This is a genomic window from Rhodococcus sp. IEGM1428, from assembly GCF_050321865.1.
Classification (GTDB): Bacteria; Actinomycetota; Actinomycetes; order Mycobacteriales; family Mycobacteriaceae; genus Rhodococcoides.
The window spans coordinates 1,022,750-1,049,041 of record NZ_JBNQFW010000002.1 but is presented as its reverse complement, the minus strand read 5'-3'; the positions used below and the strand labels follow the sequence as shown (position 1 = coordinate 1,049,041).

Here is a 26,292-nt window from a genome sequence, read left to right as displayed (position 1 = left end):
ACATCTCGAGGTGACCTCTGCGCAACCGGCTAAGCTGGTTCCCATGGCCGCCGAGTTCCCCGAGTTCCGCCCCGGCAGCGTGCTGTCCACCGCGTTCACCGGGACATTGACCGAGCGACGCGGCGACCCGGTGGAGCGAATCCCAGTGCCGCATCGGTTCGTCGACTGGTTGGCACTGAACGGGCTCTCCGTGAACACCTGCACCGCGGCCCAACTGGACCTGGCTCTGGAACTGCGAGAAGCGATACACCTCGCCGCGACGGCAGCAGCGGTCCACGAGGCCCTGCCCGCGTCGGCCATCCAGGTCGTCAACGACCACAGCATCCGGGGCAACGCGTCGGCGGTCTTGACGTCAGAGGGCACAAGCCGATGGACGTTGAACTCGGAGTCGGCAGTCGAGGACGCCCTGGGGGTCATCGCTGCCGACGCCATCAGCATCATCGCCGGCGAGCGGGACGGAAAGTTGGCGCTGTGCGCATCGCCCACCTGCCGAGCCGCGTTCTTCGATACCAGCCAGAGCCGCAGCCGGAAATGGTGCGACATGAACACGTGCGGAAATCGTCAGAAGAAGGCGCGGTTCGTTGCCAATCAGCGGCGCGAACATGAAAGGAGCCGCGAACAGTGAGCAGCCATTCGGTACGTCCCGAGGACGTTCTGCCCGACGGGGCAGAGAGCGCGTCGTTCGATGGACTCGAGATTCGCAAAGGCACCGTCGCGGCGTTCGTGGCCAACGCGCGAGCCCTCGACGACGCCGAACCGGGCACCGAGGCCCACCGAGAACTGTTGGCAACGCTGGAAGATCTTGCACCGCAGCTAGCGGCAATCGGACTGTTCGCGGTGTTCGAGCCGCGGAATCCGCAGATTGCGCAGTTGGTCGAAGCCGCGATTCGCAGGAGCTGATCCCCAAACGACTGCGGACCTTACGGTGACCGCGCTAGATCTTCGGAGGCGTGTACTGGCCGTACAGACCCTCAACGTCCCCTCTGGAATACGCCTCGTGCTCCGCCTGTGCACGCGCCGCAAGCGCTGACTGAGTTGCTCGCTGCTTCTTTACTGTCTTGACACCTATGTAGCAACCGCCACCCAGAGCGACGGCGGGCAGCGCGATATACCAAAAATTCACAATGAATCCGAGCGCCAGAAAAACCCCGATCACCGCGACCAGTGCACCTACGAAAGGGTGCTGCCGCCACACAGACCGGGTGTCCACGGGACGTTGGGACGGAGTCGCGTGGCCTTGCGCGTGATAGTGATGGTGGACGTGGTTGCCACCGTAGAACTGGTTCGACATGCGCCAAATTTAGCCGCTCATCTGTGTCCACATCCGCAGAACAGCAGAAGCATCCGCCGAATCCGAAAGATTGCGTAACTGTTCGCACCCGCAGTCGATGGGATGGATCGAACGTGCGGCAGTTTGCGCCGACGAGCCGCGGGCAATTCTGCCGCTATGCCTCTCGCCTCCCACGGACGCTTCGACTACTCCCCCATCGTCGATCGGCCACAATTCGAGTGGCCGGGTGGCGCGCGCCTCGCCGTGTACATCGCCGTCAACTGCGAACACTTTCCCTACGACGACGGCGAACCCGGACTCGGATACACGCCCGCGATGGATCAGCCCAACACCTACAACTGGGGCTGGCGTGAGTACGGGAACCGCGTGGGTGGTTTTCGGATCGCAGAGACGTTGCAGCAGAGCGGATTTCGCCCGACTCTCCTCGTGAACACCGAGGTGTACGAGCATGCCCCACAGCTGGTCGACGCCTTCCGTGGGCTCGGCGCGGAAGTCGTCGCGCACGGCCGAACCAATGCCGTCCAACCGAACGACCTGGCCGAGGACTCCGAGCGCCGCTCGATAGACGAGGTGACGACCGCTATCGAGCGTCACGAAGGCTCGCCGCCTCGCGGATGGATGAGCCCCGGGGCCAATCCCAGCCGCGTGACCGAGGACCTGCTCGCCGAACGCGGTTACGCGTACACCTTGGATTGGCCGATCGACGATCAGCCGGTGTGGCTGAAGACCCGCGGCGGCCCGTTGCTGAGCATCCCGTATCCGCACGAGGTCAACGATCTGCCGATGTTCGTGCACCACCACCAGACCGCAGAAGCGTTCGAGCACAACATCATCGACAGCTTGGACGAGCTGAAGGAGAACTCGACGCACCAACCCGTGGTGCTGGCGATCTCCCTGCACACATTTCTCACCGGACAGCCCTACAGACTTCGACGGTTCCGCTCGGCTCTGAGGCATATGACCGCCAACGGTGACGGCGTCTGGTTCACCACTCCCGGCGACATCGCGGCGCACTATCGAGGGCTGGTACCTCCGCCCTAGGTCGGTTGTCGACCCGTGAGCGACGGGTATACGACGGACTGTCCACCGCTGGGGCGGCGAGGGACCTAGTCCCGTGAGCGGCCACCGATTGGCGAGGTGCTCAGTTCTCTGGTCGACGCGGCGTTGGCCCGAGTGACCATGCATGCCGGTCGTGCCCCGCGGAAGACAGCCCGGCGATGACGCTCGGGTGAGCGAGAGAACCTTGGGCACAAGCGAATCCTGGCCCGTCCGTGCTCATCGACAGCACCGTGCTCATGGGGAGGCCGCACGACGAAGCCCAGGCCGATGGCCGCACGGCCGGCGCAGGGCTCGCATGGGAACTGCTTGGGCGGTCGAGTGGAGCGACCGGTGGAATCAGGCTGCGCGTCGTCTTCGTCGGTGGTAGGTGGGGATAAGTTGTCTTCGGGGGTCGACGGATTCGGGTGGGATGGCGTACGGGTGTCCGTCCTCGCCCATGATCAGTTGCCAGTCGCCGTGGTGGACGAGGCGGTGGCATTCCCCGCAGACCAACGCGAGGTTGTTCAGATCGGTTACGCCGCCGTCTTCCCAGAACTTCACGTGGTGGGCCTGGCACCACTGCGCGGGGCGTCCGCACATCACGCAGCAGGTATCGCGGATGGTCAGCGCAATGCGTTGGTCGTCGCTCGCGAGTCTGGTGGTGCGCCCGAGCGCGAGCGGAACGCCGAGGTCGTCGACGATGACCGGGGTCAGGTCGGCGTCGCAGGTGAGGAGTTCGGCAAGGAAACGACTGATCGGGCCGGTCCAGTCGAGGTGGAACGGCCAGTCGGCGTCGCCCGGCTCGGGCGCAGACTTCCGCCCGGCACCAGCACCACCGGCAGTATCGCCACCGGCTGCTGCTTCGTGGCGAGCATCGGCGTCGCCCGGCTCGGGCGCGAACTTCTGCCCGCCGCCATCACCACCGTTTGGTGCTCCGCCGCGAGCGTCGGTATCGCCTCGGGCAGCGCCGTCAGGACGCGGGTCGGTGGGACCGGTGCTGTCACCCTCTTCGCGGCGCACAGCATCAACGCTGGAACCGACCCTGTCGTGGCCGGCGCGGGTTCCCGTCGAATCCGTTGTTGCGCTTCCGGGTTGTTCCTTGCCGCCGTGGGCGAGCAAGTCTCGTAGCGGAACGATCAGGTGCACCGACGCCCGCGACCCACCCGCCGACCCGCGGGTACTGCCGCGCAGGTGCCGATCGAGGATCTGATCGAGGGCGTCAGCGCGCCGCTTCGACGGGCTACGTGGGTCGCGTTCGCCACCGGGACCGGGCCGCGGAGCCGTCAACGCCGACAGGGCGGTGAGCAGCTTCTCGGCCAGCAATCGGTCGGCGTTGCCACCGAATTGATAACGACCGTTCGCGAGAGGATGAAGATCGAATCGGTTCAAGTCCGGGTTCTCCGACACCGGTGCAGGCGCGGGAGTCGGCGGAACAGGCTCGGGTGCAGGCGGTTCCGGGTCGGGCAGCCTACCGCTTGGAGTCGCTGAATGATCGCTCCGTCCCGCCTGATCTTGATGCTCCTGCTCCTGCTCCCGCTTTTCCTGCTCTCGTCGTTGTTGCTCGCGTCGGTCCTTCTCGTGCCGAGCTCGGGCGTCGTCGGCCGCAGAGTGCGCCAGTGCTTGCGCACGTGAGGTGACCTGACCGGCGGTATTGCGTATCGCGGTGTCGAGGAGTTCGGCGACGATTGCGGCGCGTCGTTGCTCGTCGAGGGTGGGGTCGGCCAGCAGGACGACGTCGTAGCCCTCGGCGATTGCTGCGGCGTGCGCGGCATGGATCCGACCATCGGCGAGGGCGTCGAGCACGGTGTGGTGATCGTGCAGCCAGTATCCCAGTGCGTTCTGGCGGGCGGCTGATCCGTCGGTGATCCGGACCGATCGGGCGTACCAGCGGGTGACGGACGAGTGACCGAGTTTCATCGCCAAGCCGCGTCGGTCGATTTCGGCGAGCAGTGTCAATCTGGTTGCTGCGAGTGCGTTTTCGAGGGAGGTCACGTCAGCGAGCTCGGAGACCAATTCCTGGTCCGCGAGCTCGAACACATCCCCCCATGTCTTCACACCACGAAAGCTATACCCACCCACCGACACACTTTTTCGACAACTGCTTTACAACGCTCGCATGCTGTTGTTCCGGGCGTTGTGAGTGAGCTCGGCCAGGCCGAGCTCTTCGAGGAGCGGCGGCAGGGACATCCCGAACCGGCCGCGGTATCCGTTCCTGAGCCCGTACCAACCGCCGACCGGGTTGTCCTCTGAGCGCCCCCACGCTTCGACCGTGTCAGGAGCAGCCGGCTTCTTCTCGTCTGCGGCACCGAGCAATACCCAGTCGGCACGTTCGGTGAGCCAGCCGTGCAAATCCTCGATTGCCTCGATGCGGTATCGCAGTGTCGTCGACCCCACCTGGCATACGAGGGCAGGCGGCTCGTGGTCGGGATCGCGGTACATGGTGTACGCCGAGGTGCCGGGGGCGGTGGTGAGAGCCCACGGGTCGGATTTGGTTCCGCTGCTCATGGCCGAGGTCCGTTCGGTTGTCGCAGTCGGCCGATGGGCAGAAATCTCGACCGAGCACGGTGATTGCCTTACGCGGCTCGGTCAGTGTGGGCCGACCGGACGGTGAACGCAACCAGCTACCGACCCCGGACAGGTTCGGGTGACTACGTCACGGAGCGACGGCGCGGTACCGCAGCATCATTTCGTGGTCCTCGTGATCGAGCATGTGGCAGTGCCACATGTACCCCTGCAATTCGGATGGACCCGAAGCCGGCATGTCGTGACCGCCCACATCGTGGCCGCTCATATCGCTACCGCCGTGGTGCGCGGCCGGTCCCGCGAAGGTGGCGTCGGGGTCGAACCCGAGTTCGTCGGCCGTCGGGAATCGGACGAGGATCTGGGTGACGGTGCCCGGGTACGTGTTGACGGTGTCCTTCCACCCGGCTTCCCAGGTGGCAGGCGGCACCGATGGACCGGTGAGGAACTTCTCCACCGGCGGAGCCCATCTGGTGCCGAACGTGGGCCGGGGAAAGTCGCGTTGGTACGCGGCGAGGTCGATCGGAATACGTCCCAGCGTCCGAAAGTGCGCCAGGTGCAGGTGAATCGGGTGTGGTTCGACCGTCGTGTTGACGATGTTCCACATCTCCACGGTGCCCTGCTTCGGCATCTCGATATCCGGGTCGGAGTACCGCAGGTTGTTCAGGTTCATCAGCGTCATGTCCAGGTTCAGCCCACTGGAGGGCTGGTTCACGGTGACGGTGCGGGTAAAGGTGGGGGTCGGCAACGCGGGCAACACATCCGGCTGCCCCTTTCCTCCGCGCAGCAACGACGGCATACCGCCCCGGAACCCCGCCGTGGACGCGACGCGGAACTGGCAGAACATGGGCATCGGGACAGCTCCGAGCGACGCCGCCTGAGCCGGTGGCGGTTCGTCGTTGAGCAACTCGACCAACGCCCCTGCTTCGACGGCCCCGAAGTCGACCAGGATGTCGGCGCGTTCGGCCGGCGCGAGGCGGATGCTGGTGGTTTCCACCGGGGCGTCGAGCAATCCCCCGTCGTTCCCGATGACCCAGAAGCGTAACTTGTTGGTGAAGAACAGGTTCCACACACTGTACGACCCGGCGTTGACCAGGCGCAGCCGGTACATCCCGCGGGCGACTTCCATCGTCGGCCAGATCTTGCCGTTCACGACGCCCACGTCTCCGGTGCCGCCGCCTTCCCACTTACCCTGCGGCACGGTGATGTTGGAACGGATGCTCATGCTGCCGTCGGGATTCATGATCTTTTCCTGCAGCACCAGCGGCAGCTCGAACTCACCCGAGGGCAGTCCGAGCGCGTTGTCGGAAGTGCCGGTGTCCCAACGGTCCCGGACGAGGTTCATGCCGAGCAGGCCTGCATAGACGTTGATGCGCGTCATCGACATGGCGTGGTCGTGGTACCAGAGTCCTGCGGCGTCGTTGAGACCCGGGAAGCTGTGCGTCATCGACTCGCCCGGGCGCACCAGCATCTCCGAGTGACCGTCGCTCGCCGGCTCGGTGATGCTGCCGTGCAGGTGCAGCGACGTCGGCGTCATCGTGCGGTCCATCTCGCTCATGCCGTGCAGCGAGGTGTCGATGTCGGCGGCGAGAGGATTACCGGCGGTGGTGTTCGAGTACTTCAGCGTCCAGGGCTGACCTTGCTGCGACTCGATGGTGGGCCCGAGGTAGTCGCACTGGCCGTAGCCGAACGTGGGACCGGGTCGCAGATCGGCATGGAAGGCATGAGTGGAGCTGTGTGCGTCGAGCGTGACCTCGGTACCGCTGATGAGCGGCAATCGCGGCAGTTCGTCACGGAACGGCGTCAGCGGCGGCGAATGGAAGAGGAGAGGACTCTGCCCACGGAGGAAGTCGTCGGCCAGTGCTCGACGGGTCGTCGATGCCACGGGTAGTGCTGCTGCGCCGGCTGCCACTGCGGCCGCCGCCAGCCCACGCAGGGCGGTTCGTCTGGACACGGAGCCGCTCACCCGGCCACCTTCCTCCTGATTGTGATTGGGCCCATACTATGTGCTGGTCGGCTCCCGCCGTCACCCCACACTCGGATCGTCCGGCACGTTCCTGCCGGTGGAGGGATCTATTTCGTCATGGCAACAATCTCGTTCGAGCGCACGACCAGGCTTTTTCCCGGCTCCGACACCCCAGCGGTGAACGAGCTCGACCTGCACATCGAGGACGGTGAGTTCCTCGTTCTGGTCGGCCCCTCCGGCTGCGGCAAGTCGACGTCGCTCCGGATGCTCGCGGGGCTCGAAGAGGTCAATTCCGGTCGCATCCTCATCGGCGGCAAGGATGTCACCAATTCCGAACCCAAGGATCGCGACATCGCGATGGTGTTCCAGAACTACGCGCTGTACCCGCACATGACCGTCGCCGAGAACATGGGGTTCGCGCTCAAGCTGGCGAAGGCGAACAAGGAAGACATTCGCACTCGCGTCGAGGAGGCCGCGAAGCTGCTCGACCTCGAGCCGTACCTGGATCGCAAGCCGAAGGCCCTCTCGGGCGGTCAGCGTCAGCGAGTTGCCATGGGCCGCGCCATCGTTCGGCAACCTCAGGTGTTTCTGATGGACGAGCCGCTATCCAACCTCGACGCCAAACTGAGGGTTCAGACGCGGACGCAGATCGCTCAGTTGCAGCGTCGGCTCGGCACGACGACGGTGTACGTCACCCACGATCAGGTCGAGGCCATGACGATGGGTGATCGCGTCGCCGTCCTGAAAGGTGGTGTGCTGCAACAGTGCGCCACGCCGCGCGAGCTCTACCGCACCCCGGTCAACGCGTTCGTCGCCGGGTTCATGGGCTCACCGTCGATGAACCTGTTCCGCGCTCCGGTCACCGACGGCGGCGTCCGCCTGGCCGATCAGGTGATTCCGGTGCCGCGTCAGACCCTCGGTTCTGCGACCGAGGTGATGTTCGGTATTCGGCCCGAGCACATCGAGATTGCCGACAGCGGAATTGCTCTCGAGATCGACGTCGTCGAAGAACTCGGTTCCGAAGCATTCGTGTTCGGACGAGCGGACATCAACGGCAAGTCCGAAACCATTGTCGCTCGGGCCGATTGGCGTAGCCCGCCCGAGAAGGGCGACCGCGTCCATGTGCGCATCGACGACGCACACGCCCACATCTTCGACGCGTCCGCCGAAGGTCACCGCCTGAACTGACCGTCGTGCGCGTTGTGCGTAGCTCCGACTACGCACAACGCGCACGAGCTCAGACCAGCAGCTCGGCGATCTGAATGGTGTTGAGCGCGGCACCCTTACGCAGGTTGTCGCCCGAGACGAACAGCGCCAATCCGCGGCCCTCGGGGACGCCCGGATCCTGGCGGATGCGTCCGACGAGGGACTCGTCCTTGCCCGCAGCGTCGAGCGGTGTCGGGACGTCGACCAACGAAACGCCCGGTGCCGAGGCCAGCAACTCGCGGGCCCGCTCGACCGACAACGGCGAAGCGAACTCGGCGTTGATCGACAAGGAGTGACCCGTGAACACCGGGACGCGCACGCAGGTGCCGCTGACCAGCAGGTCCGGCAGTCCGAGGATCTTGCGCGATTCGTTGCGCAGCTTCTGGTCCTCGTCGGTCTCGCCGGATCCGTCGTCCACCAGCGCGCCGGCCAGCGGCAGGACGTTGAAGGCGATGGGCGCGACGTACTTGTTCGGGGCCGGGAAATCCACCGACGAACCGTCGTGCACCAGTTTTTCGACGTCGTCGATGACGGCGCGGGCCTGGGTGGCGAGCTCGTCGACGCCGGCGAGTCCGCTGCCGGAGACGGCCTGGTAGCTCGAGACGATCAGTCGCTGCAGGCCGGCTTCGTCGTGCAGCACCTTGAGCACCGGCATGGCGGCCATGGTGGTGCAGTTGGGGTTGGCGATGATGCCGCGCGGCGGGTTCTTCGCCGCTTCGGGGTTGACCTCGCTGACCACCAGCGGCACGTCGGCGTCCTTGCGGAACGCGGACGAGTTGTCGATGACGACCGCGCCGGCTGCCGCGAACCGCGGTGCCTGCTCACGCGAGAGCGTGGCACCGGCCGAGAACAGTGCGATGTCGATGCCGGTGAGGTCGGCGGTGGAGGCGTCCTCGACGATGATCTCTTCGCCGCGGAACGGCAGCTTCTTGCCCGCCGAGCGCGCGGAGGCGAAGAATCGAACGGTGTCGGCGGGAAAGTTACGCTCCTCCAACAGGGTTCGCATGACGGCACCGACCTGGCCGGTGGCTCCGACTACTGCAACTGTGGTCATCGTTATCGTCCTGTTCCTGCGTGTACTACGGCTTCTTCGTCGCCACCCAGATCGAAGGCGGCGTGCAACGCGCGTACCGCTTCGTCGAGCTGGGTGTCGCTGCACAGCACCGAGATACGGATCTCGGAGGTGCTGATGAGATCGATGTTGATACCGGCGTCGGCGAGGGCCTCACAGAACGTGGCGGTGACGCCGGGATGGCTCTTCATGCCGGCACCGACGAGCGAGACCTTGCCGATGTGATCGTCGTAGAGCACCTGGGCGAAGCCGATTTCGGCCTGCAGCTTGGTGAGCTTCTCCACTGCCGTCGGGCCGTCGGCCTTGGGGCAGGTGAAGGTGATGTCGGTCTTGCCGGTGTCGATCTTCGAGACGTTCTGCAACACCATGTCGATGTTGATCTCGGAGTCGGCGACGGCGCGAAAGACCTTGGCGGCGTAGCCAGGGGTGTCGGGCAGACCGACGACGGTGACCTTCGCCTCGCTGCGATCGTGTGCGACGCCGGTGAGAATTGCTTCTTCCACTGGAATGTCCTCCATAGATCCGGAGACGATCGTTCCGGGTTTTGTGGTGTACGACGAGCGCACGTGTACGGGAACGTTGTAGCGACGGGCATATTCGACGCAACGCAGCATGAGCACCTTCGCGCCGCAGGCGGCCATCTCCAACATCTCCTCGAACGAGACGGTGTCGAGCTTCTGAGCGTTGGGAACGATGCGCGGGTCGGCGGTGAAGATGCCGTCGACGTCGGTGTAGATCTCGCAGACATCGGCGTTCAAGGCCGCGGCGAGCGCGACGGCTGTGGTGTCGGACCCACCACGACCGAGCGTGGTGACGTCCTTGCTGTCCTGGCTGACGCCCTGGAATCCGGCGACCAGAACGATCGAACCCTCGTCGAGTGCGCTACGGACGCGGCCGGGGGTGACGTCGATGATCTTGGCGTTCCCGTGCACGCTGGTGGTGACGACGCCTGCCTGGGAACCGGTGAACGACCGCGCCTCGGCACCGAGCGAGTGAATGGCCATCGCGACCAGCGCGTTGGAGATACGTTCACCCGAGGTGAGCAGCATGTCCATCTCGCGAGCAGGCGGGGCCGGGCACACCTGCTGTGCGAGGTCGAGCAGTTCGTCGGTGGTGTCGCCCATCGCCGACACGACGACGACAACGTCGTTGCCCGCCTTCTTGGTCTCGACGATTCGTTCAGCGACGCGTCGGATACGTTCGGCGGTCCCCACCGACGATCCACCGTACTTCTGGACGATGAGAGCCACGCGTATTACCTCCGCTGGATAGCCGACAATCGTTCGATTGTCCGCGGGTCACCTTACCGAGCGAGCGGCCCGAACAGTGGTCCGGGTAGCTCCGAGCTGGGAATTCAGGGTGGTCTGCCTGCGGCTTCGCCTGTCCTAACATGTTCGAGTGACCGTTCCAGAACATCTCCCACCACCGCCGGCCCGAGGTCTGCGGGTGCTCTTCGGGCTGCCCGCTGTCGGCCGACGCTGGCCGGGTGGTCTGCGTTCGGCGCTGGCGTTCGGGGTTCCGGCGATCGTGGCGTGGCTGCTCGGGTTCCACACCGAGGCACTACTGGTGGTCTCGGGCAGTTTTGCGGTGATCTACGGCGAGGGTCGCCCCTATCGATCGCGCTGGTGGGTAGTACTGATCGCAGGCGGCGCGCTGGTGGCCTCGGTGTGGCTCGGCGCGACGGCCGGGCAGCTCGCCCTCGACTTCGGCGAGACCGGATGGGCACGGATGATTCCGGTGGCCGTGCTGTCGGCTCTCGCCTTCGTTGCGGTCTACGTCGTGGCGGCGCTTCGACTCGGTCCGCCGGGAGCTTTCTTCTTCGTGCTGGTGTGCGCGGTGGCGTCGTACCTCCCTGCCGCCGACATCAGCGCGACCCGCGGCGCCGTCTGTGCGGCTATCGGCGTCGCGTCGGCGCTGGTGGTCGCGATGTCCGGGGTGGTGCGGGATCCGAAAGGACCCGAACGGGCGGCGGTCGGTGCGGCGGTGGCTGCGATCGAGAAGTACACGAGCGCGCCGACGGCCTCCGTCGCCGATCGGCACACTGCCGCCTCCCGTCTGCACGCGGCCTGGGCCGCGGTGTACGAGGCCGGATCGGCGCGCGCGACCTCGCGCCCCGCACTGGTACAGACGCTGTTCGACGCCCATCTCGCGTTTGCGGCTGCCACGTCGGCGCGCGCCGGCACCGTGCCGGACCCGGAGAACGAGGCGGAATCGGCACGAGATCAACTGCCGCTGGCTCGCCCGAGCATCGGCTATCGGTTGAAGCGGTCGTTGCATCGAGATTCACACGCGGCGTCCACGGCGATCCGGGTGTTCTGCGCGGCAGCAGCAGCTGCGGGCGGGATCAGTGTGACGCTGGGTCTGAGCAGGCCGGATTGGGCGATCCTCGGCGCAGTCCTGGTGCTCCAACAGGGGCCGGATCGCGTCCACGGGACATACCGCGGCATGCAGCGACTCGGCGGCACTCTGGCCGGCGTGGTGTTGTTCTCGGCAATCTATCTCTCGCCGCTGACCGGCCTCGCCGTGATCGTGGTGCTGATGGTGCTGCAGTTCGCGATCGAGATCAGCGTGGCGCGTAACTACGGCCTCGCCGTCACGTTCATCACCCCGCTCGCGTTGTTGATGGGCACCATCTCGCATCCGGGTGCTCCGCTCGGCGGCATCGTGGTGGATCGGGTGGTCGAAACCGCGGTGGGGGTTGCCCTCGCGTTCGCGGCCCTGTGGTTGTTGTTGCCGGGCGCTTTTCGACGCGCACTTTTGTGGTCCGATCGGCGGGTTCTGGACCTGACCGCCCGATTGTTGACGACTCTGCGAACCGAGACGGTCACGGCCGCAGCCACTCTGACGCTTCGAAGGGACGTGCAGTTCGAGCTGGTCGGCGCAGCGCTCGCGGGCGCCGAAGCGGCGCACAACGATCGCCGCTGGGCGCATCGCGTGTGGACCCGCCATGCAGAGGTCGATCACCTCGGATACGAACTGCTCGCACGGTGTTGGAGCGCGGCCGATGTCGGACGACTGAACGACATAGAGCAGTGGCAGCGCAGGCACGACACCATCGCCGAAAAAGTCGACTCCTGAACCCTGGGGTAGGCGGTCGGTCTGCGGTAGTACACTCACCCCATGCTGCGAGCTCTCCTTCTTAACAGCCGCGACGGGGTCTGAGACCAGACTGGCTTCCCGTCGCGGGGTTCGTTGCGCCGGTCGAACACATTGTTTTGATCTGTACGGAGAGACGAAGACCATGTCACCAGCCGACGCATTCACCTCGGGATCTCGCACCATCACCCCACCCTCGCGGCCCGCGCCCAGCGACCAGCCCGCCTGGAACACCCAGAAGAACTCCTCGATGCCCACGTTCCGTTATCGGCCGTTCGCCGAGGAAGTGGAAGCCATCACCCTCCCCGACCGCACGTGGCCGGACAAGATCATCGACCGGACGCCGCAGTGGTGTGCGGTGGATCTGCGCGACGGCAACCAGGCTCTGATCGACCCGATGAGCCCGGCCCGCAAGCGCCGCATGTTCGATCTGCTGGTTCGGATGGGCTACAAGCAGATCGAGGTCGGCTTCCCGTCGGCCAGCCAGACGGACTTCGATTTCGTCCGCGAGATCATCGAGGACGGCGCGATCCCCGATGACGTCACGATCCAGGTTCTGACGCAGTGCCGTCCCGAGCTGATCGAGCGCACCTTCGTCGCCTGTGAGGGTGCCCGAAGCGTCATCGTGCACTTCTACAATTCGACGTCGATCCTGCAGCGCCGCGTGGTGTTCCGCGCCGATCGTGATGTCATCAAGAAGATCGCCACCGACGGTGCCCGCAAGGTTCTCGAGGAAGCTGCCAAGTTCCCCGATACCGATTGGCGCTACGAGTACTCCCCCGAGTCCTACACCGGCACAGAACTTTCCTACGCCAAAGAGGTGTGCGACGCGGTCACCGCGATCATCGATCCCACGCCCGACAAGCCGTTGATCCTGAACCTACCCGCCACGGTCGAGATGGCGACACCGAATGTCTACGCAGACTCGATCGAGTGGATGAGCCGCAACCTCGATCGCCGCGACAGCATCGTGCTGTCGCTGCATCCGCACAACGACCGCGGAACCGGTGTTGCCGCAGCAGAACTCGGCTACCAGGCCGGCGCAGACCGCATCGAGGGGTGCCTGTTCGGAAACGGCGAGCGCACCGGCAACGTCTGCCTCGTCACGCTGGGTCTGAACCTGTTCACCCGCGGCGTCGATCCGCAGATCGACTTCTCCAACATCGACGAAGTCCGCCGAACCGTGGAGTACTGCAATCAACTTCCCGTCGCCGAGCGCCACCCGTACGGCGGAGATCTGGTCTACACCGCGTTCTCCGGTAGCCACCAGGACGCCATCAACAAGGGCCTCGACGCGATGAAAGTCACTGCGGACGAGCAGGGTGCGGATATCGGCGACGTCACGTGGCAGGTTCCGTACCTGCCCGTCGACCCCAAGGACGTCGGCCGCACCTACGAGGCCGTCATTCGCGTCAACTCGCAGTCCGGCAAGGGTGGCGTCGCGTACATCATGAAGTCCGATCACGGACTGAACCTGCCGCGTCGTCTGCAGATCGAGTTCTCCCAGGCCGTGCAGCGCATCACCGACGGTGAGGGCGGCGAGGTCTCGCCGAAGGAGATGTGGGACGTCTTCGCCGAGGAGTACCTGACGCCGATCCGTCCGCTCGAGCGCATCAAGCAGTCGGTCGTCGCGGCCGAGCACGACGGCGGCACCGACACGATCACCGCGACGGTCAAGGTGGACGGCGTCGAGCAGGAGATCTCCGGCTCCGGCAACGGACCTCTCGCCTCCTTCGTCGACGCGCTGTCCACCATCGGATACGACGTCAGCGTGCTGGACTACTCCGAGCACGCCATGTCCGCGGGTGACGACGCCCAGGCTGCGGCCTACGTCGAAGCTTCGGTGACCTCGCCTGCCGGTGTCGCCACCACCGTCTGGGGCGTCGGAATCGCGACATCGATCACCACCGCGTCACTGCGTGCCGTCGTCTCGGCGGTGAACCGCGCACTGCGCTGACCTGCACCACCGAGAAGCCGCCCATTCATCATGAATGGGCGGCTTTGTCGTGTGCCGGACGCCCTGCCGCCACCAGGAACTTCACGGTTCGCTGCCCGGTGCGTCGGCCACCGGGAGCAGGTCGTCGTCGACCGGGAAGAACGGCTAACGGATGCAGGCTGCGCCCTGATACGCGACCAATTGCTTCTGTGTTTCGGTGGGCACCGGGATCCGCGCGTACACAGGCTTTCCGTCGCCAAAGGCAAGGTAAATCGGAAAGACGAATGGCTTCTTCGAGTCCGCGATCGCATGCGCTTCGCACGACGCTGTGGTGATGGTGAGCGGAATGGCCAAGGAATCGTCATCGGACTGCAGTGTTCGAGGGAGCTCACCGGTCAGGTCGTAGAGAATGCTCCCCCGCAGTTCGTCGACCCGAATTGGTCCGTCGAAAGACTCGCGAGACACCACCACACTGGCGGACAGTGGATCGGTCGAGACCAGCGGGGGTGACGAAAGCGAAAGCGTCATCGACACTTTCGACAAGACTTGCTCGGCCGTGCACTCTTCCGAATGGATGCGGTCGATGATCTCGTACGGTTGCTCGAGCGTAACCTCCACGTCCTGCTCCGGTTCTCCTTCGCGAGTCACGGACAGGCGCGCGGCCAACGGCCCCACAGTCGAGTCACATCGAGCCGCTCCGTACGGAGTCGGGATATCGATCCGGCCGCCCTTCTGCAGCTCGATCTCGCGCACAGTAGGAGCGACGGGCGCAAATCCAGGAGATGCAAGTGCGATGGTGTGCACCGCAACTGGTCGTTCACCAGTGTTGGCGATCGTGATCTGGAACTGACCACCGATCGCGTCGTCGACGCGCGACCGGTAAGCCGAAGCGGTCACGTCGGAAGGGGCGTCCTGCTCGGGGGGATTCGAGCACCCTGCGAGCGTCAGAACCACTATTGCCACGACACCGCCAGCGCGGGAAGCGGCAACCGCAGGTCCGAACCACCGGTGTCGGGTACCCGAATCCGCCGCATGCGCTGGGGCCGCGGCTGAACTCGCTGACAGGTGTCCCATCACTGAACCTCCGGTTGTGCGGCCTGTGGCGCGTACCAAAGGGCCGGCTGCGCATGTCAGTGCGAAGGACAGTTCCGCAATCCACACCTGTTGCGCCACAGGTTGGTTGCGCAGCACGGTCTACACCCTATGCGCGCTTCGCACCGATGGCACCACATCGGGTAGGTCGGGGTGCTCATCGCCCCCGCAACGACCGCCTTCCCGACGGACCCATTGTCGAAAAAGAGAGAAAGCGATCAACCGGCGTCGTAGCTGGTACGCCGCATGTGACAATCATTCTGCCGTCGGGGCACACAAGGGAATGGAAGTTCGCAATGGACTCTTTCTGGGATTTTCTTTGGCTTCTCGTCGTCGGATTCGCCTTCGTGGCCTATCTGATGGTGATGTTCTCGATCATCGGAGACCTTTTCCGTGATCACAAGACATCCGGGGTTCTCAAGGCCGTGTGGGTGTTCTTCCTCATCGTTGCGCCGTTCCTCACCGCGCTGGTGTACCTCATCGTGAACGGCAGCAGCATGGCCAAGCGTCAGGTCGCTGCCCTGCAGCACGCGAAGGATCAGCAGGAGGACTACATCAAACACGTCGCCGGTCGATCCGCATCCGAAGAGATCGCACACGCAAAGGCATTGCTGGACAACGGAACCATCGATCAGGACGAGTTCAGGACGTTGAAGGCCAAAGCGCTGTCCTGAACTCGGCTTCGAGTCGGAACGCGTCGAGCACAGCGGCGATCGCCGGTAGTCGACGCGCACCGGGCCTCGTCGCGAGTTCGTAGATGCGGCCGGCTCGCACCCCGGACAGTTGTCGCCGCACCAGGCCCGGATGAACGACGGCATAGCGCGGCATCAGCGCCACTCCGTGCCCGGCGGCCACGAGGGTCTCGGTCACTCGAAAGTCATTGATACGCTGCGCTACTCGTGGCTCGACGCCGGTGACGGCGGCAACGGAGAGCAGCACGTCGTCCACAGGGAATCCGCCACGGACGCTGATCCACCGCTCGTCGGTCAGCTCTCTCAGGTCCACCGTTTTATGCTGTGCCAGTGCATGATCGGGAGGCAACACCAGATCGATGGGTTCGCGCATGAGGGTCGTCACTTCGATGCGCGGGCCTGCCGTCGACGGAGCCCGATCGTCCCGGTGGGTGAGCACCACGTCGTAGTCGGCGAGTAGTTCGGGCACCGACGATGCCGGCAGATCTTCGTCGCGCGCATCGATGTCGACGTCCGAGCCCGCGAGACGGGTCAACACTCCGGGTAGGAGCAGCGCGGCACCGGACGGGAACAGTGCCACACGGACGCGTCCCTGCGGGGACGCTCGGTATCGATCCATCTCTGCCGTGGCGCGGGCGAGGGCCGCGAGCACATCGTCGGTTCGCAGCACCAACGCGCGGCCGGCGTCGGTGAGGCGCAGCCGACGCCCATCGGGTTCGAGCAGTGTCACGCCGGCCTCGCGAGCCAGCAACTTGAGCTGTTGAGACACCGCCGACGGCGTCATCGACAGGGCCTCCGCGACGGCGGCCACGGTTCCGCGGTCGGCAAGTTCCGCAAGGATCCGAAGCCGCTCCACGTTCATATAGAAAATCTTAACTGTTGATGCGGATATATTCGATTGTGCTCATCATTTGCTCCCGTCACGATTGACGGCATGACCACTCGCGACCGCCTGCTCGGATTGACCGTCGCCGTGCTGTGGGGGCTGAACTTCCTCGCCATCCGCGTCGGGCTCGATCACTTTCCACCCTTCTTCTTCGCCGCGCTGCGGTTCCTGGTCATCGCAATCCCGGTCGTGTTGTTCGTCCCACGCCCGAACGTCCCACTGAAGTGGTTGCTGCTCTACGGCTTCGGCTTCGGCTTTCTTCAGTTCGCCTTCCTGTTCGCAGCGATGGCGGCTGGTATGCCCACCGGATTGGCGTCGCTCGTGCTGCAGTCGTCCGCACCCTTCACCGTCGTTCTCGGCGCGGTTCTGCTGCGCGAAAACGTATCCCGCAGGCAGGCCATCGGCATTGCGATCGCCGTGGTCGGCATGGTGCTGATCGGGTGGGACCGCGCCCAGAACGCCACTCTGCTGCCGGTGATCCTCACCCTGCTCGCCGGCCTCGGCTGGGCGTTCGGCAACCTGGGAAACCGACTCGCCAAGTCCGATTCCCCGATGACGCTGATGCTGTGGATGACCGTCATCCCGCCGGTGCCGATGCTGGCGCTCGCGGCGATCGTCGAGGGTCCGAGCATCGGCTGGCACGCCCTCGCCGAGTCGTTCGGCCCGCAGGGCTGGCCCGGTCTGGTCGCGTTGGCCTACATCGTGATTCCGGCCACCATCATCGGCAGCGGCCTCTGGAGCATTCTGATGAGTCGCAACCCTGCCGGACTGGTCGCACCGTTCTCACTCCTGGTCCCCGTGGTGGGCATCGCCGGTGCCTGGATCTTCCTCGGCGAGAACCCGTCCGTGCTGGCATTGATCGGTGGCGTCGTCGTGATCGGCGGCTGCCTCGGCGGTATGGTCGTCCGCCGGCCCGCCGAAGTGCTGGAGAAAGCGCCGGTGTGAGGAGCGGGAGTGGAGCCTGCGGAACGACCCAGGGTTAGCGGGAGTGGAGCCTGCGGAACGACCCAGGGTTAGCGGGAGTGGAGCCTGCGGAACGACCAAGGGGGGCGGGAGTGGAGCCTGCGGAACGACCCAGGGATAGAAACCGCCGACGTGAAACTGCACGCTCTTCTGTGCCAGACTCGGCGGATGGTTGAAGTGGGTGAGCGCAGGCGTATCGGCGCACGGGGCCGCGTGGCCCTACGCGCGGCGGAGCTGGCGACCTGGGCGTCTCGCAAGGCAGGCCGGGGTAAGGGCTCGATGATCGGCGGACTCGTCGCACTCAAGATCGACCCGAACATCCTCGGCGGGCTGGGTCGGGGTCGACGCACCGTCATCGTCACCGGCACCAACGGCAAATCCACCACCACCAGAATGACCGCCGCAGCACTGGCCACTCTCGGCGACGTCGCCACCCAGGCGGACGGCGCGAACATGGACGCGGGCATCGTCGCGGCCCTGCACGCGCACTTCGATGCCGAGCTCGCGGCCCTCGAAGTCGACGAACTGCACGTCCCACACGTATCCGACGCTGTGGACCCGGCGGCCATCGTATTGCTCAATCTCAGCCGCGATCAGCTCGACCGCGTGGGCGAGATCAACATGATCGAACGCAAGCTGCGCGCCGGATTGGCCCGGCACCCCGAGACCGTCGTCATCGCCAACTGCGACGACGTACTGGTCACGTCGGCGGCATTCGACGCACCGAACGTCGTATGGGTCGCCGCCGGTGGCGGGTGGGCAGGCGACTCGGTCAGCTGTCCCCGCACGGGCGAGCCCATCCTCTGGGAGGGCGAGCACTGGTATAGCACCGGCAGCGACTTCCAGCGTCCGACGCCGGATTGGTGGCTCGACGACGAGAATCTCTACGGGCCCGACGGTCTCGTCCTGCCGATGACGTTGTCGCTGCCAGGAAAGGCCAACCGCGGCAACGCAGCTCAGGCAGTAGCCGCTGCAGTAACGCTGGGCGCGAACGCAGAAGATGCCGTCGCGGCCGCGTCGAGCGTCGATGAGGTCGCCGGGCGCTACTCCACCATTCAGTACGGATCACATTCCGTCCGAATGCTTCTCGCGAAGAACCCCGCCGGATGGCAAGAGGCGCTGTCGATGATCGACCCCACCTGCGACGGACTCGTCATCGCCGTCAACGGTCAGGTACCGGACGGCGAGGACCTGTCGTGGCTGTGGGACGTTCGATTCGAGCAGTTCGAGAACGTCGCCGTGGTCGCCGCCGGTGAACGCGCAACCGACCTCGGAGTGCGTTTGCTCTACGCCGGTTCACAGCACACCACCGTCGCAGATCCGTTGCAGGCCATAGCATCTTGCCCGCCGGGGCGCGTCGAGGTTCTCGCCAACTACACCGCGTTCCGCGATCTCGGTCGCGCGCTGGCACGTGAGGTGAAAGATGTCTGAGTCCACCGTTCGCATCGGCCTCGTTCTGCCCGACGTGATGGGCACGTACGGCGACAACGGCAACGCGCTCATTCTGCGACAGCGGTTGCGCATGCGCGATATCGACGCCGAGGTCGTGCAGATCACCCTGAGCGATCCGGTTCCCGATTCACTCGACGTGTACACCCTTGGTGGAGCAGAGGATTCGGCGCAACGCCTGGCGACGCGTCACCTCACCCGATATCCCGGATTGCAGAACGCAGCAGCTCGCGGCGCGCCCGTGCTGGCGATCTGCGCCGCGATCCAAGTACTCGGCCACTGGTACGAGACCTCCGCCGGCGAGCGCGTCGACGGCATCTCGCTGTTCGACGTCACCACCGCACCGCAGGCCACACGTTCGATCGGTGAGGTCGTCACCGAGCCTGCACTCGAGGGCCTCACTCAGAAGCTCACCGGATTCGAGAACCACCGCGGTGGAACAACTCTCGGCCTGGACGCGTCCCCATTGGCTAAGGTCACCCACGGGGTGGGCAACGGTGTCGGCGACGGACGCGAAGGCGTCGTACAAGGTTCGGTACTGGGCACGTACATGCACGGGCCGGTTCTCGCCCGAAACCCGGAGCTGGCGGACTACTTGCTGGAGCGTGCCTTGGGCACCACTCTCGCTCCCCTCGACCTGCCCGAGGTGGCTCGCTTGCGCTCGGAGCGGCTTCGCCGCACGTGAACGAAACTTCGTAGCCCACTACGAGTTTCCACTCACAGGGGTGCACCGCTCACACGGGTACGACGCGTCGTTCCATCCCTCTCTCACCAGCACCTCGCGGACCTCTCGGTAGACACCGCACGGGTCCTCGGTCACTTCGTGCCAGCCGTACATCAACCGCGGCAGGTTCCTGAGCTCCGCGGCATTGTCGCGTCGCCGATCGCGAAATCGTCGTTGCTTGGCAGAGTGGAATGCTTGGCCATCCAGCCTGACAATGAGGTCGCAGATTGCGTAACGAATATCCTCGAAGAGCTGACGGCCATCGACAAAGACCGGAGCCTGTCGCCGGCCGGCCGGAAGCCCGTGCGCCTGCTCGACGTCGAGCACGTAGCGGTGCTCGAGTGCAGAATGAACCCCGTCGCGCATGAGAGCCAGTGTGTGCAGAATGGGTTTCAGGTAGCGCATCGGTCGCCGAGCTTCGACCTTGCGCGCCATGGCCGCAACGTTCACGCCACCCGAGGACATCGCCGAGACCAACGTGATCGTCGCTTGCCTCGACGTCGACTCTGCGACAACAAGATCGAGGACCGTATCGGCAGTACTAGTTCGCGCCGGATTCGTCTCGACACCGATGTGGCTCATGGCTCGGGAACGGTGCACGATCACGCCGGGGTGGATTTGCGCATTGCTCTCCGAGGTGACGTTCTGCTTGGCGTGCCTCAGCGTCGGTGGCTGGCTGGTGGCCGAGCATCCGTAGGGAACGGTGAGGTGTACCGGCCCAGAACCCATACGCTGCCACCCCCACTCCTCAGCGGCGGTGGTGTGACTGAGCAGTGCTCCCCGACCCGCGTAGAGCAACGCTGCCGACAGCTGCATCTCACGTGTCAGAGGCCCGTTGGTCACCGAGATGACTCCCCGAAACACTCTCAGCCACTGCCCGTTCTCCACGCAGTGGTTGATCGAGTCCTTGTTGACGCCGAGCGCGTGCATCTGTTTCGTGGTGATGATTCCGTGCTGATCGTCCAGTAGTCGCTGCCAGGCACCCGCTGGTCTCGTCCTCATGGACCTCAGGATGGCCGGTTTACGGTGACCGCGTCAGAATCTATCCACAGGCTGTGCATAACTCCGGGCCGTGAGCAGAAACTCGACCCCTGCTACGAAGTTTCGTGCACGTGCGGCGAAGCCGCTCTACATACGTCGCCTACCGGTCAACGCACGCCCCAACGTGAGTTCGTCGGCGAATTCGAGATCTCCACCCATCGGCAGGCCGGACGCGAGGCGGGTGATGGCGAGGCCCGGGAAGTCTCGCATCATGCGAACAAGATAGGTGGCGGTCGCTTCGCCCTCGGTGTTGGGGTCGGTCGCGATGATGACCTCGGTGACGTCGACACCATCATCCTGAGTTCCCACGCGAGTCAACAACTCTCGGATGCGAAGTTGATCGGGGCCCACTCCGTTGAGTGGATCGAGCGCTCCGCCGAGTACGTGGTAACGTCCCTTGAATTCGCGTGTACGTTCCACGGCCTGAACATCTTTGGGTTCTTCGACGACGCAGATCATCGATCTGTCGCGACGCGAATCCGCGCAGATTCGGCACAGTTCCTTGTCCGAGACCGTGCCGCAGACGATGCAGAACTGCACGCCGTCACGGATACGCTGCAGCGCGCGCATGAGCCGATCGACCTCGGGTGGCTCGACGCCGAGGAGGTGAAAAGCTATGCGCTGAGCGCTTTTCGGACCGACCCCGGGAAACTTGCCGAGTTCGTCGATCAGATCCTGTACCGGACCTTCGTACACTCTTCTCGCCTAGAAGCCGGGTAGTCCGAGTGAGCCGCCGCCGAGACCACCCGCGAGGGGGCCGAGCTTCTCGCTCGCTACGTTCTGCGCTGCCTTCGACGCATCGGCGATAGCGCCGATCACCAGGTCCTGCAGGGTCTCGATGTCTTCGGGGTCGACGACCTTGGGGTCGATGGTCAGTCCGACCACCTCACCGGTTCCCTTGACCGTGGCGACGACGAGTCCGCCGCCCGCCTGGCCGGTCACTTCGGTTTCCGCGATCTCGGCCTGCGCCGCCATCAGCTGCTGCTGCATCTGCTGGGCCTGCTGCAGGATCGATGCCATGTCGGGCTGCTCACCGGGTTGCACTGTGCCGTCCTCTCGCGTGGGTAGAAGCGAACACCAGCGTAGTCGCACGGCGCAGAACGCCCCTCGGCCGCACGACACGATCCGGCGCACGCTGAGGATCCGTCAGTTCTGACCACCCGTACCCTGTGGGCATGAAGCCGCCTGCGAGCCCCTCCCCTCGCAAGCGTCGCGTCACCGCCGAGACCATGGCCGAGGCAGGCATTGCCCTGACTCTGCCCAGGGTGACGGTGAAGTCGGTGGCCCAGAGCCTGGATGTTTCGATCGTCGCGATCTACAACAACATCGAGGATCTGTGCGCGCTCAAGGCCCTGGTGGCGGAAGAAATTCTGCGCCGGTGGTCGCCGCCGCTTCCCGGTGACGACGAATCGATGCACGACGCTCTGCTGACACTCGCCTCCGCGATGCGCGAGCTGGTTCACTCCAACCCGGGCATCGCGGAGTATCTGATCGGTCTGACTCCCAGTTCCATCGACGCTCTTCGGATGGCCGACGTCGTGCAGACGCGCTATCGACTGCGCTACGACCTCACTCCGAAGCAGGCGACGTGGGCCGTCATCACCGTTGTCGAGCACGCTCTGGCCTTGGCGGAGATCGTCTACAACGATGCCCGACGCGATCGTGAGTACGACGACGCGATTGCCGCGCGTACCGACCTCGACACCCTGCCCGGGGCCTACGACACGATCGACCGCGGACCCGATGGGATGTTTGTATGGTCGATGCGCACCGTGGTGGTCGGAACCCTGACGCTGATCGAGGCCCCCGACTTCGAGCAGACTTAGATCAACTCGCGACGCAGGTTCTCCAGCGTCGCCGCTTGGATCTTCTTCAGTCCGAGCGGCGCGAAGGTCTTCTCGAAGAATCCGCCGATGCCGCCCGCACCCTTCCATTCCGTCGTGGTGGTGACCGCGGTACCGACGCCGTCCGGGGCTACCGACCAGGTGGTGACCATGGAGGAGTTGGCGTCCCGCTCGGTGATGGTCGAGCCGGCGACGGAGACCGTCGCGGCGACATTGCGCACTCGCTTCTCGGTTGCCTGCAGTGTCCACTTCGCCACTGTTCCGTCTCCCTGACCGCCCTGGACCACCTCGTAGTCGCGGTACTGCTGGGGCAGGATGCGGGGGCGCACCGTCTCGTAGTCGGCGAGAGCGGCAAGCACCCGATCCGGTGTTGTTGCGATGGTGACGGAACTGGATGCACTGACCTGAGCCACGGAAACGTTCTCCTTCGATAGCGAGCGGGATGTCCATCCATCCTGCCTCGCCGAGCGGTCACGTCCGGCATCGCGTCGAACGGCATGTGTCGTGCATCACAAAGAAATCGCACATCGGGAAAACACATGCATGCTGCAACCATTTTGTCTGAATTATGACGATTCCCAGCCCTGTTTCGGCAACAGTTGCGTGAAGTTTCACCGCTCGGACGCCCACGCCGGTGGATACCGAGCAGTACGAGATATAGCGTCTGTACGTGGCTTCAGTGAATGCTCTTCTCGGACGACGGCCAGAACCGAGGGAGAGCGGTTACGCAGCGCACCGATCGGGTGTCGAGCAGTTGCTTCGCAGCTATCGAACGATCCCCGCCGATGCGACGGTGCGTCTGGCGAAGAAGACGTCCAACCTGTTCAGGGCCAGGACGACATCGAACACCCCGGGACTCGACGTGTCCGGCTTGAGCAAGGTCATCACGGTCGATCCCGCCGCGGGCACCGCCGACGTCGCGGGCATGTGCACCTACGAGGACCTCGTCGACGCGACGCTTCCCTACGGCCTCGCTCCCCTCGTCGTCCCGCAGCTCAAGACGATCACCCTCGGCGGAGCCGTCACCGGCCTCGGCATCGAGTCGACATCGTTTCGCAGTGGGCTCCCGCACGAGTCGGTACTCGAGATCGACGTCCTCACCGGAAGCGGCGAGATCGTCACCGCAACGCCCGAGGGCGAACATGCCGACCTCTACTGGGGCTTCCCCAATTCCTACGGCACGCTCGGCTACTCGACCCGGCTGAAGATCCAGCTCGAGCCCGTACTGCCATATGTCGTGTTGCGCCACCTACGATTTCACGATCTCGAGACCCTTCAGTCCACGATGGACGCCATCGTCACCCAACGCGAGTACGACGGCATCGAGGTCCAATACCTCGACGGCGTGGTCTTCAGCGCCGACGAAAGTTACCTCACGCTCGGCGTCCAGACCGACGAACCCGGGCCGGTCAGCGATTACACCGGCGCAGACATCTTCTACCGCTCGATCCAGCACGATTCGGACACACCGAAAACCGATCGGCTGACCATTCACGACTATCTGTGGCGATGGGACACCGACTGGTTCTGGTGCTCTCGCGCATTCGGGACCCAGAACCCGACAATTCGACGCTTCTGGCCGCGCAAGTATCGACGCAGCAGCTTCTACTGGAAGCTGATCGGCCTCGATCGAAAGTACGACATCGCCGATCGACTCGAGAAGCGCAAGGGAAATCCGCCGCGCGAACGCGTCGTGCAGGATGTGGAAGTTCCGATCGAACACACCGCCGGCTTCGTGGCGTGGTTCCTCGACAACATTCCCATCGAGCCGTTGTGGTTGTGCCCGTTGCGACTTCGCGAGCCGGCGGCCCCCGGTGCCAATCCGGCCCGACCGTGGCCGCTGTACCCACTCGAGCCCAAACGCACGTACGTCAACATCGGCTTCTGGTCCTCGGTACCGATCGTCGCAGGCGAACCCGAGGGTGCAGCGAACCGCGCAATCGAGAAGAAGGTCACCGACTTCGACGGGCATAAATCGCTGTACTCGGACGCTTACTACACCGAGGATGAATTCGCTGTGCTGTACGGCGGCGAGAGATACCTCGAGCTGAAAAAGAAATATGATCCCGAAACCCGATTGTTGGATTTGTATTCGAAGGCGGTGCAACGCAAATGACGACGTTCAAGGACTCCGGTAATCGAACGGCGAACGGCAACCAGAAGCTCAAGATCTCCGAGATTCTGGAGTTGATCTCCGACGGCAACATCCCACTGCGATTCACCGCGTACGACGGCAGCACCGCCGGACCCGAGGACGCGAAGATCGGCCTCAACCTCAAGAGTCCGCGCGGAACCACCTATCTGGCAACCGCTCCCGGCGATCTGGGCATGGCGCGGGCGTACGTCTCGGGTGATCTGGAAGCCACCGGAGTGCACCCGGGCGACCCGTACGAGCTGCTCGCGCTGATGGGTGACCAACTGCATTTCCGCCGCCCGTCGGCCATGACACTGACATCGATCGCGCGTTCGCTCGGCTGGGATGTGTTGCGGCCCATCGCTCCCCCACCCCAGGAGGCGATTCCGCGGTGGCGTCGTATCGCCGAAGGCTTGCGCCACTCCAAGACCCGGGACGCGGAAGCGATCCATCACCACTACGACGTGTCCAACGCGTTCTACGAGATGGTGCTCGGCCCGTCGATGACGTACACGTGCGCTGCGTTCGAGTCCGCCGACAGCACGCTGGAAGCGGCGCAGGAGAACAAGTATCGACTGGTGTTCGACAAGCTCGGCCTGAAGCCGGGCGATCGCCTGCTCGACATCGGCTGTGGCTGGGGCTCGATGGTGCGCTACGCGGCCCGACGCGGCGTCCACGTGATCGGCGTGACGCTCTCCCAGGAGCAGGCGTCGTGGGCGCAGAAGGCCATCGCCGAGGAGGGCCTGTCCGAGTTCGCCGAGGTGCGCTTCTCCGATTACCGCGACGTACCGGAGACCAACTTCGATGCCATCTCGTCGATCGGACTGACCGAGCACATCGGTGTGCACAACTACCCGTCGTACTTCTCGTTCATCCAGTCCAAGCTGCGGGACGGCGGCAGACTACTGAACCACTCGATCACCCGACCGGACAATCGTGCGCATGCCAAGGCGGGCAGCTTCATCGACCGCTATGTCTTCCCCGACGGTGAGCTCACCGGCTCGGGACGCATCATCACCGAGATCCAGGACGTCGGCCTCGAGGTCCGCCATGAGGAGAACCTGCGCGAGCACTACGCGCTGACGCTCGCGGGATGGTGCCAGAACCTCGTCGACAACTGGGACGCGTGCGTCGCCGAGGCCGGCGAGGGAACAGCCCGCGTATGGGGCCTGTACATGGCCGGGTCCCGTCTGGGATTCGAGCGCAATGTGGTTCAGCTGCACCAGGTTCTGGCGGTCAAGCTCGGACCGAAGGGACAGGCGAACGTGCCACTTCGGCCTTGGTGGAACGGCTGACGCAGGTGAGCGGAACCTCGTAGCAGGGGTCGAAGTTCTGCTCACAT

Annotated in this window: 24 protein-coding genes; 13 read left to right on the top strand and 11 right to left on the bottom strand. The window is 64.8% G+C overall.

Features of this window, described 5'->3' with window-relative positions; all coding sequences use genetic code 11:
• Window positions 1-43 precede the first annotated feature (43 nt).
• From ACQR3T_RS13530 to ACQR3T_RS13520, 3 genes are all read left to right on the top strand, one after another.
• On the top strand, window positions 44-625 hold the full coding sequence (locus ACQR3T_RS13530; RefSeq protein ID WP_428693749.1) for a CGNR zinc finger domain-containing protein: 582 nt from the start codon (window positions 44-46) through the stop codon (window positions 623-625).
• Entirely contained in the window at window positions 622-900 is a 279-nt protein-coding gene (locus ACQR3T_RS13525) for a hypothetical protein (RefSeq protein WP_032380002.1), read from the top strand. The genes ACQR3T_RS13530 and ACQR3T_RS13525 overlap by 4 nt, the downstream gene beginning before the upstream one ends.
• Window positions 901-1,447: 547 nt before the next feature.
• Window positions 1,448-2,332 (top strand): polysaccharide deacetylase family protein, encoded by an 885-nt coding sequence (locus ACQR3T_RS13520; RefSeq protein WP_428693748.1) that lies wholly within the window; start codon window positions 1,448-1,450, stop codon window positions 2,330-2,332.
• Window positions 2,333-2,686: 354 nt separating this feature from the next.
• Here ACQR3T_RS13520 and ACQR3T_RS13515 read toward each other — a convergent pair whose 3' ends face one another.
• The 3 genes from ACQR3T_RS13515 to ACQR3T_RS13505 all read right to left on the bottom strand — a co-directional run bounded on the left by ACQR3T_RS13515 (window position 2,687) and on the right by ACQR3T_RS13505 (window position 6,815).
• Window positions 2,687-4,384, bottom strand: coding sequence for a DUF222 domain-containing protein (locus ACQR3T_RS13515; RefSeq protein ID WP_428693747.1), 1,698 nt, complete (start codon window positions 4,382-4,384; stop codon window positions 2,687-2,689).
• Between the two features lie 48 nt (window positions 4,385-4,432).
• Window positions 4,433-4,834: a DUF6855 family protein gene (locus ACQR3T_RS13510; RefSeq protein ID WP_428693746.1), complete on the bottom strand. Its 402-nt coding sequence runs from the start codon at window positions 4,832-4,834 to the stop codon at window positions 4,433-4,435.
• A gap of 148 nt (window positions 4,835-4,982) precedes the next feature.
• The gene (locus ACQR3T_RS13505; protein WP_428693745.1) at window positions 4,983-6,815 is read right to left on the bottom strand and encodes a multicopper oxidase family protein; all 1,833 of its coding nucleotides are present in this window, start codon (window positions 6,813-6,815) and stop codon (window positions 4,983-4,985) included.
• A 117-nt stretch (window positions 6,816-6,932) separates the two neighbouring features.
• On the opposite strand from ACQR3T_RS13505, the gene ACQR3T_RS13500 reads away from it, so the two are divergent.
• Window positions 6,933-8,003, top strand: coding sequence for an ABC transporter ATP-binding protein (locus tag ACQR3T_RS13500; RefSeq protein ID WP_032379999.1), 1,071 nt, complete (start codon window positions 6,933-6,935; stop codon window positions 8,001-8,003).
• Window positions 8,004-8,052: 49 nt separating this feature from the next.
• On the opposite strand, the gene ACQR3T_RS13495 is transcribed toward ACQR3T_RS13500, so the two are convergent.
• Both ACQR3T_RS13495 and ACQR3T_RS13490 read right to left on the bottom strand, forming a co-directional pair.
• Complete coding sequence (locus ACQR3T_RS13495) at window positions 8,053-9,075, bottom strand: aspartate-semialdehyde dehydrogenase (RefSeq protein ID WP_032379998.1); 1,023 nt, start codon at window positions 9,073-9,075, stop codon at window positions 8,053-8,055.
• 2 nt (window positions 9,076-9,077) lie between these two features.
• Window positions 9,078-10,343, bottom strand: coding sequence for an aspartate kinase (locus ACQR3T_RS13490; protein WP_032379997.1), 1,266 nt, complete (start codon window positions 10,341-10,343; stop codon window positions 9,078-9,080).
• A gap of 148 nt (window positions 10,344-10,491) precedes the next feature.
• Here ACQR3T_RS13490 and ACQR3T_RS13485 point away from each other — a divergent pair, with 148 nt between their 5' ends.
• Both ACQR3T_RS13485 and leuA read left to right on the top strand, forming a co-directional pair.
• Window positions 10,492-12,171: an FUSC family protein gene (locus tag ACQR3T_RS13485; RefSeq protein WP_428693744.1), complete on the top strand. Its 1,680-nt coding sequence runs from the start codon at window positions 10,492-10,494 to the stop codon at window positions 12,169-12,171.
• 163 nt (window positions 12,172-12,334) lie between these two features.
• Window positions 12,335-14,146 (top strand): 2-isopropylmalate synthase, encoded by a 1,812-nt coding sequence (gene leuA, locus ACQR3T_RS13480; protein WP_428693743.1) that lies wholly within the window; start codon window positions 12,335-12,337, stop codon window positions 14,144-14,146.
• 144 nt (window positions 14,147-14,290) lie between these two features.
• Here the strand turns inward: leuA and ACQR3T_RS13475 are convergent, their stop codons facing one another.
• Window positions 14,291-15,022, bottom strand: a complete 732-nt coding sequence (locus ACQR3T_RS13475) for a hypothetical protein (RefSeq protein ID WP_428693742.1) — start codon at window positions 15,020-15,022, stop codon at window positions 14,291-14,293.
• A gap of 491 nt (window positions 15,023-15,513) precedes the next feature.
• Here ACQR3T_RS13475 and ACQR3T_RS13470 point away from each other — a divergent pair, with 491 nt between their 5' ends.
• Window positions 15,514-15,891, top strand: coding sequence for an SHOCT domain-containing protein (locus tag ACQR3T_RS13470; protein WP_032379994.1), 378 nt, complete (start codon window positions 15,514-15,516; stop codon window positions 15,889-15,891).
• On the opposite strand, the gene ACQR3T_RS13465 is transcribed toward ACQR3T_RS13470, so the two are convergent.
• The gene (locus ACQR3T_RS13465; protein ID WP_428693741.1) at window positions 15,860-16,771 is read right to left on the bottom strand and encodes a LysR family transcriptional regulator; all 912 of its coding nucleotides are present in this window, start codon (window positions 16,769-16,771) and stop codon (window positions 15,860-15,862) included. The two genes, ACQR3T_RS13470 and ACQR3T_RS13465, sit on opposite strands and share 32 nt — an antisense overlap.
• Before the next feature lie 72 nt (window positions 16,772-16,843).
• Between ACQR3T_RS13465 and ACQR3T_RS13460 the strand changes: the two genes are divergently transcribed.
• From ACQR3T_RS13460 to ACQR3T_RS13450, 3 genes are all read left to right on the top strand, one after another.
• Complete coding sequence (locus ACQR3T_RS13460; protein ID WP_428693740.1) at window positions 16,844-17,740, top strand: EamA family transporter; 897 nt, start codon at window positions 16,844-16,846, stop codon at window positions 17,738-17,740.
• Window positions 17,741-17,926: 186 nt separating this feature from the next.
• Window positions 17,927-19,189 (top strand): MurT ligase domain-containing protein, encoded by a 1,263-nt coding sequence (locus ACQR3T_RS13455; RefSeq protein WP_428693739.1) that lies wholly within the window; start codon window positions 17,927-17,929, stop codon window positions 19,187-19,189.
• A complete protein-coding gene (locus ACQR3T_RS13450) occupies window positions 19,182-19,892 on the top strand; it encodes a type 1 glutamine amidotransferase (protein WP_032379991.1) in 711 nt (236 codons plus the stop codon). Before ACQR3T_RS13455 ends, ACQR3T_RS13450 begins: the two co-directional genes overlap by 8 nt.
• A gap of 18 nt (window positions 19,893-19,910) precedes the next feature.
• On the opposite strand, the gene ACQR3T_RS13445 is transcribed toward ACQR3T_RS13450, so the two are convergent.
• From ACQR3T_RS13445 to ACQR3T_RS13435, 3 genes are all read right to left on the bottom strand, one after another.
• Window positions 19,911-20,933, bottom strand: coding sequence for a type IV toxin-antitoxin system AbiEi family antitoxin domain-containing protein (locus tag ACQR3T_RS13445; RefSeq protein ID WP_428693738.1), 1,023 nt, complete (start codon window positions 20,931-20,933; stop codon window positions 19,911-19,913).
• Window positions 20,934-21,059: 126 nt separating this feature from the next.
• Window positions 21,060-21,668 (bottom strand): recombination mediator RecR, encoded by a 609-nt coding sequence (recR, locus tag ACQR3T_RS13440; RefSeq protein WP_032379989.1) that lies wholly within the window; start codon window positions 21,666-21,668, stop codon window positions 21,060-21,062.
• A 9-nt stretch (window positions 21,669-21,677) separates the two neighbouring features.
• Window positions 21,678-22,016, bottom strand: a complete 339-nt coding sequence (locus tag ACQR3T_RS13435) for a YbaB/EbfC family nucleoid-associated protein (protein WP_317564856.1) — start codon at window positions 22,014-22,016, stop codon at window positions 21,678-21,680.
• Window positions 22,017-22,147: 131 nt separating this feature from the next.
• Between ACQR3T_RS13435 and ACQR3T_RS13430 the strand changes: the two genes are divergently transcribed.
• Window positions 22,148-22,798 (top strand): TetR/AcrR family transcriptional regulator, encoded by a 651-nt coding sequence (locus tag ACQR3T_RS13430; RefSeq protein ID WP_428693737.1) that lies wholly within the window; start codon window positions 22,148-22,150, stop codon window positions 22,796-22,798.
• Here the strand turns inward: ACQR3T_RS13430 and ACQR3T_RS13425 are convergent.
• Window positions 22,795-23,229, bottom strand: a complete 435-nt coding sequence (locus ACQR3T_RS13425) for an SRPBCC family protein (protein ID WP_428693736.1) — start codon at window positions 23,227-23,229, stop codon at window positions 22,795-22,797. The two genes, ACQR3T_RS13430 and ACQR3T_RS13425, sit on opposite strands and share 4 nt — an antisense overlap.
• A 257-nt stretch (window positions 23,230-23,486) precedes the next feature.
• On the opposite strand from ACQR3T_RS13425, the gene ACQR3T_RS13420 reads away from it, so the two are divergent.
• Window positions 23,487-24,932, top strand: coding sequence for an FAD-binding oxidoreductase (locus ACQR3T_RS13420; protein ID WP_428693735.1), 1,446 nt, complete (start codon window positions 23,487-23,489; stop codon window positions 24,930-24,932).
• Complete coding sequence (locus ACQR3T_RS13415) at window positions 24,929-26,245, top strand: class I SAM-dependent methyltransferase (RefSeq protein WP_032379986.1); 1,317 nt, start codon at window positions 24,929-24,931, stop codon at window positions 26,243-26,245. Before ACQR3T_RS13420 ends, ACQR3T_RS13415 begins: the two co-directional genes overlap by 4 nt.
• Window positions 26,246-26,292: the final 47 nt, after the last annotated feature.

Bases quoted from the DNA above. Each gene is read 5' to 3' on its own strand.
- ACQR3T_RS13465 (WP_428693741.1), bottom strand. From the start codon at position 16,771: ATGAACGTGGAGCGGCTTCGGATCCTTGCGGAACTTGCCGACCGCGGA.
- ACQR3T_RS13430 (WP_428693737.1), top strand. From the start codon at position 22,148: ATGAAGCCGCCTGCGAGCCCCTCCCCTCGCAAGCGTCGCGTCACCGCC.
- ACQR3T_RS13500 (WP_032379999.1), top strand. From the start codon at position 6,933: ATGGCAACAATCTCGTTCGAGCGCACGACCAGGCTTTTTCCCGGCTCC.
- ACQR3T_RS13495 (WP_032379998.1), bottom strand. From the start codon at position 9,075: ATGACCACAGTTGCAGTAGTCGGAGCCACCGGCCAGGTCGGTGCCGTC.
- ACQR3T_RS13450 (WP_032379991.1), top strand. From the start codon at position 19,182: ATGTCTGAGTCCACCGTTCGCATCGGCCTCGTTCTGCCCGACGTGATG.
- ACQR3T_RS13530 (WP_428693749.1), top strand. From the start codon at position 44: ATGGCCGCCGAGTTCCCCGAGTTCCGCCCCGGCAGCGTGCTGTCCACC.
- leuA (WP_428693743.1), top strand. From the start codon at position 12,335: ATGTCACCAGCCGACGCATTCACCTCGGGATCTCGCACCATCACCCCA.
- ACQR3T_RS13510 (WP_428693746.1), bottom strand. From the start codon at position 4,834: ATGAGCAGCGGAACCAAATCCGACCCGTGGGCTCTCACCACCGCCCCC.
- ACQR3T_RS13445 (WP_428693738.1), bottom strand. From the start codon at position 20,933: ATGAGGACGAGACCAGCGGGTGCCTGGCAGCGACTACTGGACGATCAG.
- ACQR3T_RS13460 (WP_428693740.1), top strand. From the start codon at position 16,844: ATGACCACTCGCGACCGCCTGCTCGGATTGACCGTCGCCGTGCTGTGG.
- ACQR3T_RS13470 (WP_032379994.1), top strand. From the start codon at position 15,514: ATGGACTCTTTCTGGGATTTTCTTTGGCTTCTCGTCGTCGGATTCGCC.
- ACQR3T_RS13520 (WP_428693748.1), top strand. From the start codon at position 1,448: ATGCCTCTCGCCTCCCACGGACGCTTCGACTACTCCCCCATCGTCGAT.
- ACQR3T_RS13415 (WP_032379986.1), top strand. From the start codon at position 24,929: ATGACGACGTTCAAGGACTCCGGTAATCGAACGGCGAACGGCAACCAG.
- ACQR3T_RS13455 (WP_428693739.1), top strand. From the start codon at position 17,927: ATGGTTGAAGTGGGTGAGCGCAGGCGTATCGGCGCACGGGGCCGCGTG.